The organism is Furfurilactobacillus cerevisiae (assembly GCF_048961765.1).
Lineage (GTDB): Bacteria > Bacillota > Bacilli > Lactobacillales > Lactobacillaceae > Furfurilactobacillus > Furfurilactobacillus milii_A.
The window spans coordinates 1,964,407-1,983,619 of the sequence record NZ_CP185253.1 but is presented as its reverse complement, the minus strand read 5'-3'; the positions used below and the strand labels follow the sequence as shown (position 1 = coordinate 1,983,619).

General features: G+C 42.4%; 17 protein-coding genes, 2 pseudogenes and 1 other annotated feature. Of the genes and pseudogenes, 18 read left to right on the top strand and 1 reads right to left on the bottom strand.

The window, feature by feature from the left end; translation table 11 throughout:
* Positions 1-110: 110 nt before the first annotated feature.
* From mreC to ABUE36_RS09600, 12 genes and pseudogenes are all read left to right on the top strand, one after another.
* Entirely contained in the window at positions 111-959 is an 849-nt protein-coding gene (gene mreC, locus ABUE36_RS09655) for a rod shape-determining protein MreC (RefSeq protein ID WP_017261210.1), read from the top strand.
* Positions 960-975: 16 nt separating this feature from the next.
* Entirely contained in the window at positions 976-1,503 is a 528-nt protein-coding gene (gene mreD, locus ABUE36_RS09650; protein WP_161004272.1) for a rod shape-determining protein MreD, read from the top strand.
* Between the two features lie 83 nt (positions 1,504-1,586).
* Positions 1,587-1,928, top strand: a binding site (T-box leader).
* Positions 1,929-2,020: 92 nt separating this feature from the next.
* Positions 2,021-2,668, top strand: a complete 648-nt coding sequence (locus ABUE36_RS09645; RefSeq protein ID WP_161000848.1) for an amino acid ABC transporter permease — start codon at positions 2,021-2,023, stop codon at positions 2,666-2,668.
* A 12-nt stretch (positions 2,669-2,680) separates the two neighbouring features.
* Positions 2,681-3,319, top strand: a complete 639-nt coding sequence (locus ABUE36_RS09640) for an amino acid ABC transporter ATP-binding protein (RefSeq protein ID WP_161000849.1) — start codon at positions 2,681-2,683, stop codon at positions 3,317-3,319.
* 43 nt (positions 3,320-3,362) lie between these two features.
* A complete protein-coding gene (locus ABUE36_RS09635) occupies positions 3,363-4,220 on the top strand; it encodes an amino acid ABC transporter substrate-binding protein (RefSeq protein ID WP_284142922.1) in 858 nt (285 codons plus the stop codon).
* Between the two features lie 229 nt (positions 4,221-4,449).
* Positions 4,450-5,712 (top strand): EF-P 5-aminopentanol modification-associated protein YfmF, encoded by a 1,263-nt coding sequence (gene yfmF, locus ABUE36_RS09630; protein ID WP_161000851.1) that lies wholly within the window; start codon positions 4,450-4,452, stop codon positions 5,710-5,712.
* A gap of 56 nt (positions 5,713-5,768) precedes the next feature.
* Entirely contained in the window at positions 5,769-7,091 is a 1,323-nt protein-coding gene (yfmH, locus tag ABUE36_RS09625; protein WP_421016658.1) for an EF-P 5-aminopentanol modification-associated protein YfmH, read from the top strand.
* A gap of 104 nt (positions 7,092-7,195) precedes the next feature.
* Positions 7,196-8,140: a helix-turn-helix domain-containing protein gene (locus ABUE36_RS09620; protein ID WP_161000853.1), complete on the top strand. Its 945-nt coding sequence runs from the start codon at positions 7,196-7,198 to the stop codon at positions 8,138-8,140.
* A gap of 21 nt (positions 8,141-8,161) precedes the next feature.
* Positions 8,162-8,746: a CDP-diacylglycerol--glycerol-3-phosphate 3-phosphatidyltransferase gene (gene pgsA, locus ABUE36_RS09615; protein WP_161000854.1), complete on the top strand. Its 585-nt coding sequence runs from the start codon at positions 8,162-8,164 to the stop codon at positions 8,744-8,746.
* A gap of 154 nt (positions 8,747-8,900) precedes the next feature.
* A complete protein-coding gene (locus tag ABUE36_RS09610; protein WP_161000855.1) occupies positions 8,901-10,151 on the top strand; it encodes a competence/damage-inducible protein A in 1,251 nt (416 codons plus the stop codon).
* A 90-nt stretch (positions 10,152-10,241) separates the two neighbouring features.
* A complete protein-coding gene (gene recA, locus ABUE36_RS09605) occupies positions 10,242-11,363 on the top strand; it encodes a recombinase RecA (protein WP_161000856.1) in 1,122 nt (373 codons plus the stop codon).
* Positions 11,364-11,542: 179 nt separating this feature from the next.
* Positions 11,543-12,121: pseudogene (locus tag ABUE36_RS09600) on the top strand (ABC transporter ATP-binding protein); the annotation flags it as partial.
* Positions 12,122-12,134: 13 nt separating this feature from the next.
* Here the strand turns inward: ABUE36_RS09600 and ABUE36_RS09595 are convergent.
* Positions 12,135-13,064 (bottom strand): IS30-like element ISLpl1 family transposase, encoded by a 930-nt coding sequence (locus tag ABUE36_RS09595; RefSeq protein WP_096109805.1) that lies wholly within the window; start codon positions 13,062-13,064, stop codon positions 12,135-12,137.
* 101 nt (positions 13,065-13,165) lie between these two features.
* Between ABUE36_RS09595 and ABUE36_RS09590 the strand changes: the two are divergent.
* The 6 genes and pseudogenes from ABUE36_RS09590 to rny all read left to right on the top strand — a co-directional run.
* A pseudogene (locus tag ABUE36_RS09590) lies at positions 13,166-13,348 on the top strand (bacitracin ABC transporter ATP-binding protein); the annotation flags it as partial.
* 13 nt (positions 13,349-13,361) lie between these two features.
* Positions 13,362-15,164 carry an FtsX-like permease family protein gene (locus ABUE36_RS09585; RefSeq protein ID WP_161000858.1) on the top strand — a complete coding sequence of 601 codons (1,803 nt, stop codon included), beginning with the start codon at positions 13,362-13,364 and terminating at the stop codon, positions 15,162-15,164.
* Positions 15,165-15,273: 109 nt separating this feature from the next.
* On the top strand, positions 15,274-15,669 hold the full coding sequence (locus ABUE36_RS09580; RefSeq protein ID WP_161000859.1) for a GntR family transcriptional regulator: 396 nt from the start codon (positions 15,274-15,276) through the stop codon (positions 15,667-15,669).
* A complete protein-coding gene (locus ABUE36_RS09575) occupies positions 15,641-16,498 on the top strand; it encodes an ABC transporter ATP-binding protein (protein WP_161000860.1) in 858 nt (285 codons plus the stop codon). The genes ABUE36_RS09580 and ABUE36_RS09575 overlap by 29 nt, the downstream gene beginning before the upstream one ends.
* Positions 16,488-17,276, top strand: a complete 789-nt coding sequence (locus ABUE36_RS09570) for a hypothetical protein (protein WP_161000861.1) — start codon at positions 16,488-16,490, stop codon at positions 17,274-17,276. The genes ABUE36_RS09575 and ABUE36_RS09570 overlap by 11 nt, the downstream gene beginning before the upstream one ends.
* Before the next feature lie 143 nt (positions 17,277-17,419).
* A complete protein-coding gene (gene rny / locus ABUE36_RS09565) occupies positions 17,420-18,982 on the top strand; it encodes a ribonuclease Y (protein WP_161000862.1) in 1,563 nt (520 codons plus the stop codon).
* The last annotated feature ends 231 nt before the right edge of the window (positions 18,983-19,213 follow it).

The window sequence follows — 19,213 nt, the reverse complement described above, 5'->3', positions numbered from 1 at the left end:
GTTTTTGTCCAGACCGCGTCAACGGACGTTGAAAGTGGTTAGATAACCGCGACGCCAACGCGTTTGTGTCGCACTTTTTGATTGTGATGTTTTTAGACTTGGAGGTAACAATGCATAGATTCTTTTCAAACCGACGACTCGTAATCATCGCCGTGGGAATCATTACATGCCTGGGACTATTGACGTTATCGGTGACGGTTCGTAATCGTCGAAATACACCACCGATCATTCAACAATTTGGGAATGATGTGGCTGGTTTTGCTGACCGAGTGGTAAGTGTACCTGTTGGTGGCGTCGGTGCTGGGGTCAATTCGATCTCTCAGTTGTTAAGCACGTATGATGAAAATCAGAAGTTAAAACAACAAGTTGATCAAATGGCCCAGGACAAGGTTCGTTTGCAAACAACTGAAAATGAAAATAAAGAATTACGTAGCGAAGCCAAGTTAAACAATAGCTTGATTGATTACCAGCCAATTACGGCTGGTGTTATTGCTCGAACACCATCGGCATGGCAGAATCAATTGGTTATCGGCAAAGGTAAAACCAGTGGCATCAAGAAAAACATGCCTGTTCTTGCGGGCAAGGGATTGATTGGCCGCGTGATTGAGGTCAATCAAACCAACAGTAAGGTTGAGTTGATTTCTGATGATACTGACACCGCTAACCGGTTTGCTATTCAGGTCACTAATGCCGGTGGTGAGACGGTTAATGGCATTGTGACTGGCTATGATAAAGACAAAAATCTGTTAGAAATGGGTCAGATCACGACTAAGGTTGCCATTAAAAAGGGCGATAAAGTGACAACTAGTGGACTCGGCGGCATAACCCCTAAGGGACTGTTTGTTGGCACGATTGTCTCAACCAGCTCTGACGATTATGGCTTGGCAAACAAGGTTTACATCAAGCCGGCGGGCAATCTTGGAACGGTTAACGTTGTTACAGTTGCCGCAAAACAATAAATAGGGGGATGATGACATGCGTGAATCAAGCTTACGCTGGACGTTTATTATTGGCCTTCTGTTGAGTGTGTTTTTGGATGGCACGATCAGCCAGCAGTTCGCTGGCCATTTATTCCGCAGTTCGGCGACGGCTGTGCCAGAGATTACTACGCTGTGGTTGCTTTGCGCGTCTTTCTTTGAAGATCAATATCATATGCCAACATATTGGTTTGCAGTTTTCGCTGGCGTGGTTTTTGACCTCTTTTACAGTGGCTATTGGGGCGTATACCTGTTTATTTTCCCAGTTATCGTATGGTTAGCTCGTACTTTACGACAAGTGCTTCCCGTTAATTTATTTGCGACATTGCTGGTCGGTTTTTTAGGTTTTACCATTCAACCATTATTGAGTTGGTCGGCCTTACAAATGATTGGTGGCACTGGTACGTCATTCGCTGATTTTATGGTAATCGATCTGGCACCAACGTTGGCCCTAAATGAAGTGATTCTGTTGATCTTGTATGTGCCATTACGCCAACTTTATTTGCGTGGTGCACGTGTTCAGTAAATTTTTTTACTGTGTGGCGTATTTAATAGGGTTGACAGAGCGTGTAAAGAACACTATAGTGTTGCTAACTTAAAAATATGAATGAAATGACATTGAACAGAAGAGTAGATGACAGGCTTGTCCAGAAAGTAATCGCTGCTGTGATGATTACCATGACTGTTGTTGAAACACATCTGTGAGTCGTTTGACTGAATTTATGAAGTAGGTTAAACCGGTCGGTCCGTTACCCCAAGGAGTTTATAAACAAACTCGTTGAGTCAGTTACTGTGAAGTAATTGAAAGCTTGAGGTGGAACCGCGCGAACACGCCCTCTTTAGTCACTAGGATGACTAAAGAGGGCGTGTTTTTGTTTATAAACTCCGTGAGTTTATCGTCGTGAGGCGGTAGAAAAATGAGGTGGCACCACGTTAACCAGCGTCCTCTAACTAGCAATTAGGCTAGTTAGGGGATTTTTTTGTGTCAAGCCGCTACATGTTGTCATTATTTTAAAAAGTTGTTCATCATAGGAGGGGTTAACATGTCGTTAACATACGTCAATCAGATTTTGCCATCATTATTTAGTGGGGCATGGATGACCATTCGTATTTTCTTTTGGACGTTGGTTGGTGCCTTACCACTGGGTGTATTAGTTAGTATGGGACTGCGGTCACGCTTTTCACCGATTCGTTGGGTGTTAAACTTTTACGTTTGGCTTATGCGGGGGACGCCGCTATTGCTTCAATTGATGTTTGTCTTTTACGGACTTCCAGACGTTAATATTGTGTTTGCCCGTTATCCCGCAGCTCTGTTCGCCTTTATCTTAAACTACGCAGCTTATTTTGCTGAAATTTTCCGTGGTGGCTTTGCCGGTATTGACCACGGTCAGTATGAGGGTGCTCAAGTGCTCGGACTAACTTATACCCAAACATTGCGAAAGATCATACTGCCACAAGTGGTTAAAAGCGTTATCCCCGCTGTTGGTAATGAAGTGATCAACTTGGTCAAAGATTCATCGCTGGTTTATGTTATTGGGTTAGGTGATCTGCTGCGTGCCGGCAATGTGGCATCTGCTAGAGATGTCACATTGGTTCCACTGATCTTAGTGGGGATTATTTATCTTTTGTTGACGTTGGTTTGTACTTACGCCTTACGTGGATTAGAGAAACACTACAGTTACTACCGATAGGAGGGACAAACTATGCTGGAATTAAAAAACATTAACAAATCATTTGCACAACGCAAAATTTTAAACAACTTTTCAATGGTTGTTCCTGACCAACAAATTGTTAGTATCGTCGGTCCCTCTGGTGCCGGCAAAACGACCTTGTTACGGTGCATTGCTGGATTAGAACGACCAGACTCAGGCAGCTTTCTTTTAGACGGTCAACCGTTCGATCCAGTTGAGGATCGTGGAAGTGAACGTAAAATCGGTGTTGTATTTCAAGACTTTAATTTGTTTCCTAATCTAAGTGTGTTTGACAACATCATGTTGGCACCCAAAATGGTAACAGGTCAGACGACAAAACAGGCCCGTGAACAAGTCGAACCGTTGGTTGAATCACTTGGATTGGCTCAAGTCGTTAAACAGTATCCATTTCAGTTATCAGGTGGTCAAAAACAGCGTGTTGCAATTGCGCGAGCTTTGGCTATGGAACCAGCTATTTTATGTTATGACGAGCCAACGTCAGCATTGGACCCAACGCTTCGCGATACGGTCGGCCAACTCATTTTAGATCTCAAAAAACGAGGAATTACCCAGATTGTTGTCACGCATGATCAGCAGTTTGCGGAAAAAATTGCCGATCAGGTTGTGACAGTTAAACCACTGAATGCCTAAGGTCATGTTAGTTTGACCAGGGATAGTGGGGAGGATGAAGATAATGATTCGAAAACGAACAATAAGCAGGTATCGACGATTAGCGGCATTAGTTGCCGTCATGCTAATGGGCATTTTAGTTTTGAGTGGGTGCGAGAGCGTTGCTACCCGTGCGGATCATCAAGATACTTGGCAACATATAAAACGCCGTGGAACGGTCGTTATTGGTGTTGATGATAGCTTTGTGCCGATGGGCTTTCGCGAAAAAAATGGGAAATTGGTTGGTTACGATGTGGACTTAGCGAAGGCAACGTTTGCCCAGTATGGTCTCAAAGTGGATTTTCAAACGATCGACTGGTCCATGAAGGAAACGGAATTGCGTAATGGGACGATTGATGCGATTTGGAATGGTTATACCATAACACCTCAGCGGGCAGCCAAAGTGGCCTTTTCCCGACCATACCTCAGAAATCGTCAGGTGTTGGTAACTAAGAGAAAGCAAAATATCCGGCAGTTTTCGGATATGAAGGGCAAAATCTTAGGCTTGCAAACCGGATCATCAGCTCAAACGTTAGTTAATCAAAAGCCTAAGCTATTGAAACAATATATCAAAGGATCGCCGATAACCTACGATACGTTTAATGATGCCTTTATTGATCTGAACGTTAACCGTATTCAGGGATTATTGATCGATCAAGTATATGCAGGCTATTACGTTAAGCACGAACCCAATCCGTCTGCTTATCGAACGATTGTTGGCGATTTTGCCGGGGAAGACTACGCGGTTGGCTTACGTAAGGGGGATGTCACTTTACGCAAAAAGATCAACCAGGCCTTTGTTAAACTTGCTAAGAATGGGCAACTCAGTCAGATTAATCACAAATGGTTCGGGCAGGATTCAGATTCATTAATTCAGAAGTAGCTTTTATGGAATATTCGCGGTTTTCAACGTTCAGTTAAATTTTTTAGTCATAATAAATATTAAAAAGTCGTATGACACAAATTTTGAGATTATGAGAATTTGTGTCATACGATTTTTTTACGTTTTTTTCGATAGCGGTTCTAGTCGAGAGGATTGTTTTTAAGGGGCTTTTCAGCTAGTATAAAGCAATGATGACTACACAAATTTATTTTAACGGAGGCGGCTGGAATTGAAACAGGATTTAGCAAACGGTGTTCATTTAACCGTTCTCCCAACCACACAATTTAAAACAGTTAGCGTCCTGGTATCATTTTGCTCGCCAGTTCAATTAGCAACGTTAACGACGCGTTCACTTCTGGCCGATCTATTAGAGACCAGTTCGGCGATGTACCCGACACAAACGGCGTTGGCCGCAGTGCTGAGCAATATGTATGGTGCAAATTTTAATACGAATGTCACTAAAATGGGCAACTTAGCTCAGTTTCAGTTTGCACTGACCCTAGCCAACGGTCGCTATCTAGAAGGACAACCTAATTTATTAGCTGACGGATTTCATTTCCTCAACGAAGTGATGTTAAATCCACTGGTTAGCACGCAGAATGGTATTACCGGTTTTGATCAGCAAACGTTTGATCGACAAAAAGAAAATTTGGCCATTGCCTTACGCGCCGTCAGCGATGATAAGATGCTGTACGCACGTTTACAGGCACAGCATTTGCACTTTGGCGACACTGCGGCTGCTTATCCCAGTGCAGGTCGGTTAGCTGACGTCGAAAGTCTAACGGCACAGTCAGTTTATAATGAATATCGACGTATTTTGACTGAAGATGAAGTGTTTATTTATGTTATGGGTGACGTTGATGCTGATGAAGTGGCAACGTTGCTTGATTCATTTGATTTAACGGATCGCCCATCGATGTCACGACAAATTACGATACCACAGGAAGCTCCTTCGGGTGTCACCAGCAAAGTGGAACATCAGCCGATAACCCAAGCTAAGCTTGACCTGATTTATCATCTGCCGGTTCATTATGGTGACAATCAGTATTTTGCGGCGCAGGTTTTTAACGGACTGTTTGGCGGAACGCCGCTATCATTGTTGTTTACTAACGTTCGCGAAAAGAAGAGCCTAGCCTACTATGCTAATTCAGGCGTTAATTTCTTTAATCAAACGTTATTGGTACAGGCCGGTATCGATGGAGAGCAAGCGGTGACTGTGCAGCAGATCATTGGTGAGCAACTGGCTGATCTGGCGGCGGGAAAGTTTAGTGTGGATCGCATGAGTCAGGTTAAGGAAACGTTGATTAATCAACGTGAAGCAGCTCAGGATGCGCCACGATTGGTAGTTGGTTCTGAATTATTGGGTGACTTAACGGCTAGACCAATGACTGTAAGTGACTGGATTGATGGAATCAATGCTGTCACAGCCCAGGATGTTGCCGTAATTGCACAGCAAACGAGTTTGGCAACGAGTTATTTACTTAGTAAATAGCCAGCTAAAATTCAAATTGCCAATTTACAAAGTATCTGATTGATAAGGAGACAACTGTGGAAAAACACGATTATCAGCAGTTAGGCGAAACTATTTATGAAGAAACGCTGCCCAATGGCTTACTGGTGCAGTTGCTGCCAAAGGCAGGTTTTCATAAGACATATGCCTTAATGACAACTGACTTCGGTTCAACGGATCGAACGTTTACACCACGTGGGGCTGATGAAGCAGTGACCATTCCAGATGGGGTTGCCCATTTTTTGGAACATAAGATGTTTGAAAAAGCAGATCACGACGCGTTCGATCTGTTTGGACAATATGGTGCAGATGCAAATGCTTATACGAGTTTTACACGAACCAGTTATTTGTTTGCTGCAAGTCGTCATCTCAAAGAGAATTTAGATATTCTTTTGGATTTTGTTCAAGATCCTTACTTTACCGAGGCTACTGTAGCTAAGGAAAAAGGGATTATCGGACAAGAAATTCAAATGTATGACGATGACCCAAGCTGGCAGTTATTTATGGGTATTGTGGGTAACTTATATCCAACAGAACCCGTTCATATTGATATTGCCGGAACGGTCGATTCAATTAGTCAGATTACGGCAGAGCAATTAATGTCGACGTATCAAACGTTTTACCATCCAAGTAATATGAATTTATTTATCGTGGGGGCATTTGAGCCTGATTCAGTAATGACTTGGATTAAAGAAAATCAGGCCGGCAAGACGTTTGAACAACCGGCTGCGATTGACCGAACGATCATTGAAAATCATGATCAAACGGAGATACTTCCTTATCGAAGTCGCCATTTGGACGTTACAATGCCGAAGTCAATTGTGGGGCTTCGTGGTTTAGACGATGTGCCCAGTGGGCGTGATGGATTAAAATATAGTTTGGCTGCATCCTTGTTGCTAGATATGTTGTTTGCAGATACCAGTGAGACGTATCTGAAGCTGTATGATGCTGGCATTATTGATGACAGTTTTGACTATGATTTTTCCTTAGAGCGTGGATTCCACTTTTTGACCGTCAGCAGTGATACCGATGATCCAAACAGCTTTTCAGAAGCAATTATTAATGTGTTAGAGCATGTCAGTGATTACTTATCCGGTCAGCCGGCTATTGAAAACTTTGAATTGGTTAAGCGTGAAGCAATCGGCCATCACATAATGATGCTGAATTCAGTGGAAGCCATTGCCAACGCATATGAAGGCAAGCTGTTTGATAATGCTAATTTACTTGATGAGACACAGCTGTTAGAGTCACTAACTTTAGCGGACGTTCAGTCTTTAGCAGAAGCCTTAATTCGATCTGAAGGAATTAGTGTGTTTGATGTTTTGCCAACTGAAGATACGGAAGATCTTGAAAATTCTTAAAAAAATTCACCGTTTTTGTAATTCAATAACAGGAACAGGCTGTTATGCTATACTTAAATTCAACGTGTCATTAACGTATTCTATAAAGATGGAGTCTTTATCTTATGAGTGAGGAAACACCAACTATTGGTCAAAAGTTGCAGGAAGCCCGCAACGCAAAGGGTTTAACAATTGATGACGTTCAACAAAGCACAAAAATTCAACGTCGCTACCTCATCGCCATTGAAGACGGCAAGTTTGATGAGTTGCCAGGCGATTTTTACGTGCGGGCATTTATTAAGCAATACGCCCAGGCGGTTGATTTGAACGGCGATGAGTTATTAAAAGATTATAACGATCAGTTGCCACAGGCGGCTGCAACACATGTTATGCCAGCTGATGAGGCCCCGGCAACACGGGAAAAGACACCTCAAGTGCGCGAAAGTAACGGAACATTGGAACGGTTACGATCAATCTTGCCAATTGCACTAGTAACGTTGCTAGTTGTGGTTATTCTTGGTGCCATTTGGGTGTTTGCGGTGCGTAATGGGAATAAGTCCAGCAACAATAGTCAGATTTCCAGCAGTGCAGTTAAGGTAAGCTCTTCGAAAGATACTGAATCGAGTAGCTCAAGCAGCGCCAGTTCAAGTTCCAGCAGCTCATCCAGTAGCTCAAGTTCGAGCAGTTCAAGTAGCGACTCTAGTTCAGATAAGTCGAAGAAAAACAGTAAGGCAAAGTTAGTCTCTGTTTCTACGACGGGCGGTAACAGCACCTATCGTTTGGAAAATGCCCCTGCTACGAACAAAATTACTATTGCTGCTGACAATGCTGCATCTTGGATGCAAGTTACACCGGCAGGTAGTTCTGCACTTTATGTCGGAACAATGCAGAGCGGTAAGTCACAAACGGTCACCTTACCTAACGGCGCAACTTCGGTCGCAGTTTCATTTGGTAATCGGACAGCGACTAAGATTCAAATCAACGGTAAAGATGTTGATATTAGTAAAGGGACTGGCAATACTGGTGTCCTGACGATTCAATTACAGGCAGCTACTAGTAAAGCGAAATAACGTATAAGCAGAGGTCACATTGTGAATTTACCTAATAAATTAACGGTTTTTCGAATCATTTTGATTCCAATTTTCTTGATCATTATGGCAATTCCCTTTAATTGGGGAGTTGTTACGTGGGCCGGAACGAATATTCCGGTCACGAGTTTGATTGGTACGATTATTTTTATTGTTGCGTCGTTAACTGATTTCTTGGACGGTCGAATTGCTCGCGGACAACATTTGGTCACAAACTTTGGTAAGTTTGCCGATCCACTTGCTGATAAAATGCTGGTAATGACTGCTTTTGTCATTTTAGTTGAGATGGGAAAGGCACCAGCTTGGGTTGTTGCAATTATCGTGTGTCGTGAACTTGCAATCACTGGTTTGCGGTTATTAATTGTTGAAAACGATGGCACTGTGATGGCTGCGGCTTATCCAGGTAAAATCAAAACAACCACGCAAATGTTATCAATTATTCTGTTATTCTTGAATAATGTGTTCTTTAATAACATTCATGTACCGATGGCTGGCATTCTGCTTTATGTCTGCTTATTCTTCACGCTCTATTCAGGAATTGATTACTTCGTTCAAAACCGGAGTGTCTTCAGCGATGGGTTTAAATAAATAACGATTTTTAGGACACCTTTGCAAACTGTGAAGGTGTCTTTTTAAATACTCTTTTCAATTTTTCAGGGCTACGGTTATGTGCAAACTGTTTTATAATTAAAACTGCACGAACATTTGTGACTAAAATGCGTATGTTAGGAGTGAACATCGTTTGCAAGCAGAAATTATCGCCGTTGGTACGGAAATTTTATTAGGACAGATCGACAATACGAATGCGAGTTATGTTGCCCGTGGACTAGCCGGACTGGGCATCAATGTATTTCATCAACAGGTAGTTGGTGACAATCCGGAACGTTTGGATGATGCCATTGCATTGGCGGAGCAGCGAAGTGATCTCGTTGTTGTGATGGGTGGTCTCGGACCTACACGAGATGATTTAACCAAGCAAGTTGTTGCAAGGCATTTAGGCCGAAAATTAGTGGTTGATGAGCAGGCGCTCAATAAGATTGTTACGCATTATAAAACGACTGGCCGGTCGCTAGGTGATAACGATCGATTGCAGGCGTTGTATGTGGACGGTGGTCGTTCATTACCTAACGAAAATGGTATGGCTGTTGGTGACTTTATTCATCAGGCAAACTGGACAGACTTTTTAGTCCTGCCAGGACCGCCACGTGAATTAATCGATATGTTTGATCGAACAGTCGTGCCGGTCTTAAGGGACACGTATCAAATTGAAGAGCGGCTAAAGTCCCGTGTATTAAGGTATTTTGGGATTGGTGAAGCAGATTTGGCGCGTCAATTAGATGATTTAATTGATAATCAGACGAATCCGACGTTAGCCACCTATGCTAAAAGCGGTGAAGTCACGTTGCGTTTGACCGCTAACGCCAAAGACGACCAGGTTGCTAATGCTCTGTTAGATAAAATGGAGAAGACCGTTCAAGATCGCATTGGGCAGTACTTTTACGGCTACGGCGACGATAACGATTTGGCCACTGTAGTTGTTAATCAGCTCATTGCGCATCATTTAAGTATTACGGCAGCTGAAAGTTTAACTGCTGGTTTATTTCAAAGTACGATTGGATCAGTTCCTGGCGTTTCAGCTGTTTTTCCAGGCGGTTTTGTAACGTATGCGGCTTCTGCGAAACATGAGCTGATTGCTGTTCCACAGTCTGTGATTGATCAATTTGGCGTGGTCAGTGAGCAGACAGCTATTTGGATGGCACAGCAATCGAAGAAATTGTTGCATACAGATATCGCGGTTTCATTTACTGGGGTTGCAGGTCCAGACGAGTTAGAAGGTCATCCGGCTGGCACAGTTTGGATTGGCTTAGCATATCGTGACGAACCAGTAGTTGCACATGAATATCACTTTGCGGATGATCGCCAATTAAATCGTTGGCGATCTGTACTAAACGGATTGGATCTGATTCGTCGTGCCATCAACGATCATAACTGATGCGAACTTTTGTTCGATTTTCCTTGCTTTTTGTTCTATTACTCGGTATCATAATGACATTAGGTTATGTGATTGAAGGAGGATTTGCCCTTGGCAGATGCACGTCAGGCAGCCTTAGATGCTGCGTTAAAAAAAATTGAAAAAAACTTTGGTAAGGGATCCATTATGCGTTTGGGTGAAAATGTAAACACTCAAATTTCCACGATTCCTTCCGGCTCTCTGAAACTAGACGATGCACTGGGAGTGGGTGGTTACCCGCGCGGGCGAATCGTTGAAGTTTATGGACCTGAATCATCAGGTAAGACAACAATTGCGTTACACGCTGTTGCTGAAGTTCAAAAGATGGGTGGTACGGCGGCGTACATCGATGCCGAAAACGCGTTAGATGCCCAATATGCTGAAGCCCTAGGTGTCAAAGTTGATGATTTATTATTGTCTCAACCAGACACTGGTGAGCAGGGATTGGAAATTACGGATGCGTTAGTTTCCTCCGGTGCGATTGACATTGTTGTCATTGATTCAGTAGCTGCTTTAGTTCCTCGTGCTGAAATTGAAGGTGAAATGGGTGATGCTCATGTCGGCCTTCAAGCACGATTGATGTCACAGGCTTTGCGGAAACTTTCTGGAACCATTAACAAAACGAAGACCATCGCAATCTTTATCAATCAGATTCGTGAAAAAGTTGGTGTGATGTTTGGTAATCCAGAAACGACACCGGGTGGACGGGCACTTAAGTTTTATGCCACAATTCGCCTGGAAGTACGTCGTGCTGAGCAGATTAAAGATGGCACTGAAGTGAAGGGAAACCGTACTAGGATTAAGGTTGTTAAGAACAAGGTAGCTTCACCATTCCGTGTTGCGGAAGTCGACATTATGTACGGACACGGCATTTCTCAATCGGGTGAGTTGCTGGATATGGCGGTTGACAAGGATATTGTCGACAAGTCTGGTGCTTGGTATTCGTATGATGGTGAGCGGATCGGTCAAGGCCGTGAAAATGTTAAGGCTTATCTAGAGGCAGATGAGCATCAAGCAATGCGTCAAGAAATCTATGATAAAGTGCGTAAGGCATATAACATGGATGGAAACGCAGACGATGAAGATTCGGAATCTACTGAAAACGATACGAAAGACGCTAAGACAGCAAAAGCATCATCCACTAAAGCGGCTAAGTCTTCAGCAAAGGGCAGTGAAACAACGTTAGATGTTTAACTGGATGTTTTGTGCTCAGGAATGAAACGCTTTAAAAAATAATCAAATCAATCAATTTTCAAAAGACGCTGATACTATGTTAGCGTCTTTTTTTTGCAGAAAAAAGTTGACTTTTGTCTTCATTGCTTATACAGTTAGTTACACAAGTAATTAACCACATAAGCGATGAAGGAGATATCATGCAAAAAACACCAGTAGTTTCAGTCAGTGGGTTACACAAAATTTACGGGCGTAAGAATGAACGACAATATGAAGCTTTAAAAGGAATTGACTTTACGATTGATGAAGGCGAATTTGTTGGCATTATGGGAGCTTCAGGGTCGGGTAAAACAACGCTCCTCAACTTACTATCTACACTCGATACGCCAACAAGTGGCAGTGTTGAGGTGAATGGTCAAGATATAACCGGGTTCAAGGGAAAAGCATTGTCAGATTTCCGTTCAGAAGAAATTGGTTTTATCTTTCAGGACTTCAATCTTCTAGAAAGTTTGACGGCTAAAGAAAACATTGCCTTGCCCTTATCACTTCAAGGGGTAAAGAAAGCGGAAATTTCAAAGGCGGTTAAAGAAGTAGCCACAACATTGTCGATTGAAAATCTGTTGTCTAAATACCCTACAGAACTGTCGGGAGGTCAAAAACAGCGCGTAGCGGCCGCTAGAGCGATTGTTCATCGTCCTGCAATCATTATGGGAGATGAACCAACCGGTGCCTTAGATTCAAAGTCTGCGCGTGATTTACTAGATTTAATGACAGATATGGTAGATTGCAAATTTAATCCGAATTTTTGGACAAATTGGTCAGCATAACCTGATACGGTGTTTTCCAGTCAAGTATTTTAAGCGGTCTCTGGTTAATTTGGAGTAACGTCGTCGTTAAATCTTGAGCACTAATGTGCTCAAAACGAGTCCCCTTAGGATAAAAATAACGTAAATTCCGATTAAAGCGTTCATTACTACCACGTTCAGCTGGCGTATAAGCATGACAGTAATAGGTCTTAATACCATATTGTGATTCAAATGATACTAGCCCACTAAACTCAGTACCACGGTCCACAGTAAAACTGTGCACCGGTCCATTAAAAGTTGTTAGGAACTTAGTCAGTGCTTCATTAACACTCGCTGTCGTTCGGTCCTTTAACCGATATGCCCAAAGGAACCGTGATTTGCGATCGATTAAAGTTAATAAAACTGCCTTACTATGCCCACGAGGGCCAACGACGGTATCTAGTTCAAAATCACCGATGCGATTACGTTGATTAATCATCATGGGACGCTGTTCAATCGATCGCCCCAAAGATTGATTATATTTGGATCGTTGGTCAACGTTACGCCGTTGGCGTACGCCATGTTCAGGTAGATCATTCAAGGAGAAACCAATTCTCCCCTGATTTAGCCAATTATAAATAGATTTAGTCGCTAGTTTAAATTCGTGAGCAATCATTCCTGGTGACCAGCTTAGATGTAAATGGTTGAGAATTGTTTGCTTTAACTCATCGCTCAGCTTAGTTTTCCGACCACATCGTGATCGCTTGTATTCGGCATCTGTTTGTGCTAATTCAGCCTGATAAGGTTGACATCGAGATAATTCATAAGAAATTGTTGACGGTGATCGGTTCAGCCGAACGCCCATTTGGATATTGGACAGCCCTAGTTCACAAAAGGTTTCGATTTTAATTCGTTCGGAATAGGTTATACTAGACAAAAGATCAGCTCCTAAAAGATGGGTTTGTTGTAAACACCATTTTAAAGGAAGCTGATCTTTTTTGTCCGAACAGCGTTCGGATTAATTTTACAATCTACTATATAAATAAAAACCAACATGTTTCTGTCCTACTGGTCACACATGATCCTTTTTCAGCCAGTTTTTGTGACCGGATCTTGTTCATTCAAGACGGTCAAATTGGTCAGGAATTAAAAAAAGCTGACAATAATCGTCAAACTTTTTATCAAGAAATTCTGAACCAATTGGGTACTTTTGAACAGTAAGCGGGGGAATGACATGTTAACTAAATTATCATTAGCAGGAATTAAAAATCGGTTTAAAGATTACTTAGTTTTACTTACCGGTCTTATTATCTCAGCAGCTGTTTTTTACATGTTTGCCAATTTAGCGACAAATCGTGAATTTGTTAAATCCAATACTCAAATTTCCATGGCTTCACAAGTTTTTATCTTCGGCATGATTTTGCTGATTTTGATTACGATCGTGTACATTGCCTATGCGAATTCATTTTTGTTAAGCATGCGACAACATGATTATGGTTTATTTATGATGTTGGGTGCTAAAAAGAATCGCATTGGCGAACTGGTTTTTATTGAAACGCTACTGATTGGTGTGATTTCCACCATCGTCGGGATTGTTTTAGGAATAGGCATGAGTATGGGACTATCCCAAATTTTATTTAATCAACTGGGGCTGACTGTGCATCATTTTAATGCCCTCTATTGGCCGGCAATTGTGACCACAATTTGTCTGTATGTCGGTTTGTTTCTCTTATCTGGCATTTTTAATTTAGCTAAATTGGTCAGAACACCAGTGCTCAAATTGTTACACATAGATGATGAGGTTTATCTATCGAAAAGGCGGCCATTAGTGCAATTAACGGAAATTGTAGCAGGAATTTTGTTACTAGCAATTGGGTACGTTGCTATGGCCAAAATCATGACGTTACAGCTGCTAGCTGTTCCACTAGCGTTAGTGACAATCACACTTGGTAGCTATTTGCTATTTAGTGCAGTTATTGTCGGTGCAGTTGAATTACTGAAGCAAACAAATTTTGCTAACAAAAAATTGCATAATTTTACATTAGCTCAGATCATGTTTAGAGTTCGTAGCTATACGCGGATTCTGACGATTGTATCGTTACTATTTGCTTTAGCGTTAGGGGCAATTAGTGTTGGTGCAGGTTTTCAACGACAAGCACCGCAGATGGCAAAATCGACTAGTGCCTATACAATGGCAATTAACGATATGGACAAAAAGGAACACAATCTGGTCAGCCAGTTGAACGACACGCACACGTTGACCTATTCTCAAAAGATTGTTGACAACACGGTGTACTATAACGAACAAGAATTTGTTGATCATCCTCTGCCGATGCTGGATAGCCGTCAGGCATTAAACGACGGTTCACTCAAGACGCTACCTATTTCTCAGTTTAAGAAGGTAGCCTTGGATGATATGGATTTCACCGGACTAGTCCCGAAAAATGGTCAACAGAAAAGTGAGTTTGCAACTCAAAGCAATTTTGAAAATTTAAATAGGGCAACTACTCACACAGTTACGATCATTCGTTTAAATAATATCCTAGCGCAACGAAAAATTTTGGACCGTTTAGAAAAACTTCAACAGCAACGTTTTCCAGCACCCACTATGGCGACAGTGGGTGGTTTTCAAACCTACAAAATGTTCAATGCACTCTTCAGTGGCCTAGAATTCATGGGATTTTTCCTCGGATTTGCCTTTTTGGCGATGCTCGCTAGTTGCCTGATGTTCAAGATCTTGTCTGGCGCAAACAAAGATATTGTTCGCTACAATATGCTGAATCGGATTGGAACAAGACGGGCGCTGATGAAGCAGGCGGTGCGTGGCGAAATTTTGACACTGTTTGCGCTGCCGGGTATTTTGGGCATTGTCGATGTATTATTCGGATTACAGATGTTTAAACCGCTGATGTATCATCCCTATGCCATGACGGGGTGGTCGATTTTGATTTTCTGTGTTTTATACGGTGTTTATTACGGAATCACAACATTAATTTATGAACGGCTAGTGATTCCTAAAGAGCAGATGAACGCCTAATTAATTTAAAAGTTGCTTCTAGGGTTAATTGCTTGATTGACGAAGCAACGGACAATCGCGTATCCTTATCTTGCTAACACATAAAGAAAGCTAAGGCTGGAGAAAAAACATGCACTTTGACTTTGATGGCAATACGCCACTTTATTTACAAGTGGCAGAACAAATTGAAGAAGCCATTTTAACGAATGGTTTTAAGTCCGGGGAACAAGTGCCGTCAACGACCGAGATTTCCAGGGAATTTCACATTAACCCTGCAACTGTGTTAAAGGGTATGAATATTTTGGTTAATGACGAGATTATTGAAAAGCGTCGTGGACTTGGCATGTTTGTATTGGAAGGCGCACGTGAGCGGATTACGGACAAGCGGCGTACCCAATTTTATGAAGACAACATTCAGCCACTGATTAACGCCGCAAGGCAAATCGGTCTTTCGGAAGCTGTTTTGGCAGAGATGATTAAACGGGGGTATGCAGATAATGGCACTGACAATCACCAAATTGACTAAGCACGCAGGGCGCAAGATGCTCCTTCACAGTGCCAACCTAACGTTTGAACCGGAAACAATTTATGGTCTACTGGGTCGTAACGGGGCTGGCAAAAGCACTTTACTAAATATGGTTGCCGACCGAATTCCGCGATCAAGTGGTGAAATCACAATTGACGGCCAATCAGTTCACGAAAATGATCATGTTTTACAACGACTTTTTTTGGCCAGCGAAGATAACCTGTATCCTGCTCGTGAACGAGTAAATAACTTATTTAAGATCACGAAGCAACTATACGGCGACTTTGATGATGACTATGCTGAATATTTAGCTAAAGCATTTGGCTTAAATACACGCACCAGTTTTGGACGCTTATCGACAGGTTATCGAACTATATTTAAGGATATTGTTGCACTTTGCGTACCGGCAGATTACATCATGTTAGACGAACCAGTTCTTGGCCTTGACGCTGGACATCGTGAACTGTTTTACCGCGAGTTGATAACTACTTATGCGAACCGTCCACGAACCTTTATTATTGCGACCCATTTGATTGAGGAAGTAGAAACGATCCTAAATAATGTGATTGTGATTAATCAAGGTCAAATTAAACTAGCAGAGCCTGTCGAGGCACTGATGGCTCGGTCATATCGTTTGGCTGGACCAAGCGATGCGATGGCAACGTTCTTGCCTAATGTCAAGGTGCTGTCACAAAGTTCGTTTGGACATGAAACGAGGGCGATTGTAACGATGATTGGCTCACCGGCATTACCAGCGGGAATTGCTAAACAAGCTTTGAGCTTGCAGGATCTGTTTGTGGCATTAACGGAGGGTAGTCATGAAGATTAAACCAGTTTATCAATTTCGTCTTCAGCGTGATGCAAAACTGTTGGGATGGGGTTATTTAGCTTCGTTTGTTGGCTTGTGGTTCATTCCATTTTTGATCAGATGGATGACCAGTGGCCTTAAAGCAGCGTTACCACTTAAACCGTATCTTGCAACTAATGCGTTAGAGTCGATTATGGTCTTGTTTCTGTTTGTAGTCGGCGCACTTGTGTATCAGGGATTTGAATTATTTATTCAAAATGGCATTTCAAGGCGCACTTACTGGACAGGAAAATTACTGAGTCTGATGACAATTGCTGTTGGTATTTCCTTTATTAATGTTTTATATCGGTTACTGGTAGCACAACCGCTGGGGATGCGAACCTTTGAAAGTGCCGGTCGCGCAGAATTTGGTCATTTCATTCAACACGGCAACATTGATATCTTTTGGTTTTGGATTCGTGCGCTGAGTACGTTGACATTAGCATTGGCACTCGGTATGCTCGTTGGCTCTGTGTTGGGGCTAATGACGACTAGGTGGAAGATTATTACATTTGTTGCTGCGCCAATTATTGGTCTTGGCCTGCTGACATTTATTTTGTACGCTGGTACAAATGGTGGTCAACCGATTTCATTCACATCGACCTGGTTGGGAAGTCTATTCCGGGTGATGTACGGATTTGATGGCTATATTCGTTATCAACATCCATTAAATTTAGTTATTACAAACTTTATTTTAAGCGCAATCTGTTTGGCTGTTAGTTACTGCTTTAACCGTTTGTTACGCCTAAGACGAGTTTAATGGACACAAACGTTAACCATCGTTTATTGACAGCTTGCCCGTTTATCAGTAAACTGAAATTGTGTAAATAATCAATTTAACATCTTACAAGTTTGCGGCTGGCTTAACGGTCAGCCATTTTTGATGAAGGGCGGGAATTAAATATGGTTTACGTTGTAACCATAATCCTCGTGCTCATCGCTATTATTGCCGGTCTGTATGGCGGACTTGCTATTGCCAAGAAGCGTCACGAACGCGATGTTGACAATGCCAACAATTCTGCCGCAGCCATCCTAAAGAAAGCTCATCAGGATGCAAAAACCGCTAAAAAAGAGGCTTTACTTGAGGCTCGCGAAGAGAACCACAAGTACCGAACGGACGTTGAAAATGAATTAAAGGATCGACGTGCGGAGGTTCAAAAGCAAGAAGATCGGTTATTGCAACGTGAAGAAGCTCTGGATCGCAAGGATAATACGTTTGAAAAGCGTGAAGCTCAATTAACACGTAAAGAAGACAAGTTAACTAGTGATCGGGATGCACTGAAACAGCAACAGCAAGAAGCAGCAGACCTCATCGATAAGCGACAACAAGAAGTTGAACGAGTGGCAGCTTTGTCTCAAGACGAAGCACGTGATTTAGTTATTCAGGAAACAAAGGATCAGTTGGCTCATGAACGAGCTGTGCTGATTAAAGAAAGTGAAGAAGAGGCCAAGATCTCTGCTGATAAGGAAGCTAAGAACCTGATTGTTGCTGCCATTCAGCGGAGTGTTGCAGACACCGTCTCTGACAATACGGTGACGGTCGTTACATTGCCGAATGATGACATGAAGGGCCGAATCATTGGTCGTGAGGGTCGTAACATCCGGACACTTGAAACGTTAACTGGAATTGACCTCATTATTGACGATACGCCGGAAGCAGTTGTGCTGAGTGGGTTTGATCCCGTTCGTCGTGAAATTGCTAAGTTGGCGTTGGAAAAATTGATTGCTGATGGTCGGATTCATCCGGCTAGAATTGAAGAAATGGTTGAAAAAGCACGCAAGGAAATGGATGATAAAATCCGTGAAATTGGTGAACAAACCGTCTTTGATTTAGGCATTCGGGCCATGAATCCTGATTTAATTAAGACAATTGGGCGAATGAACTACAGAACTAGTTATGGTCAAAATGTTTTGAACCACTCTATTGAAGTTGCTAAGTTGACCGCTGTGATGGCGGCAGAACTTGGTGAGGATGTTGCGTTAGCTAAGCGCGCAGGATTATTACACGATATTGGTAAGGCCGTGGATCATGAAGTTGAAGGATCTCACGTTGAATTAGGGGTTGAATTGGCAACTAAGTACCATGAAAACCCAGTTGTTATTAACACAATTGCTTCTCACCATGGTGATGTTGAACCGACATCTATCATCGCTGTCTTGGTTGGTGCTGCGGATGCTATTTCATCAGCAAGACCAGGTGCACGTTCCGAATCGCTGGAAAATTACATTCAGCGTTTGAAACAGTTGGAAGAAATTGCTAACCGTCACGATGGTGTGGCACAAAGTTATGCCATTCAGGCAGGCCGTGAAGTACGGGTTATCGTTAAGCCTCAGGATATCGATGATCTTCAAGCAACTGTCATTGCCCGTGACATAAAGAATGAAATTGAAAATGATCTTGAATATCCTGGTCACATCAAAGTGACCGTTATTCGGGAAACGAGAGCTGTCGAGTACGCCAAATAGGTGACTTAATAGCATAAAACGACACTTAGCCGAAATTAGGCTGATGTCGTTTTTCTTTGTTGTTAAACATTATTTTTAGTAGGGACCACGTGTTCGAATCAACCCAGACAGTGACCGTAAAAAATGTTAAACTTAGACCATCGTTTTTTGGGACTTAGATGAAATTGTTTGTTAGTTCTAAGTGGGTGAGGCCACTTACGATGAACGACGAATTTTTTGAAGTAGTGAGGA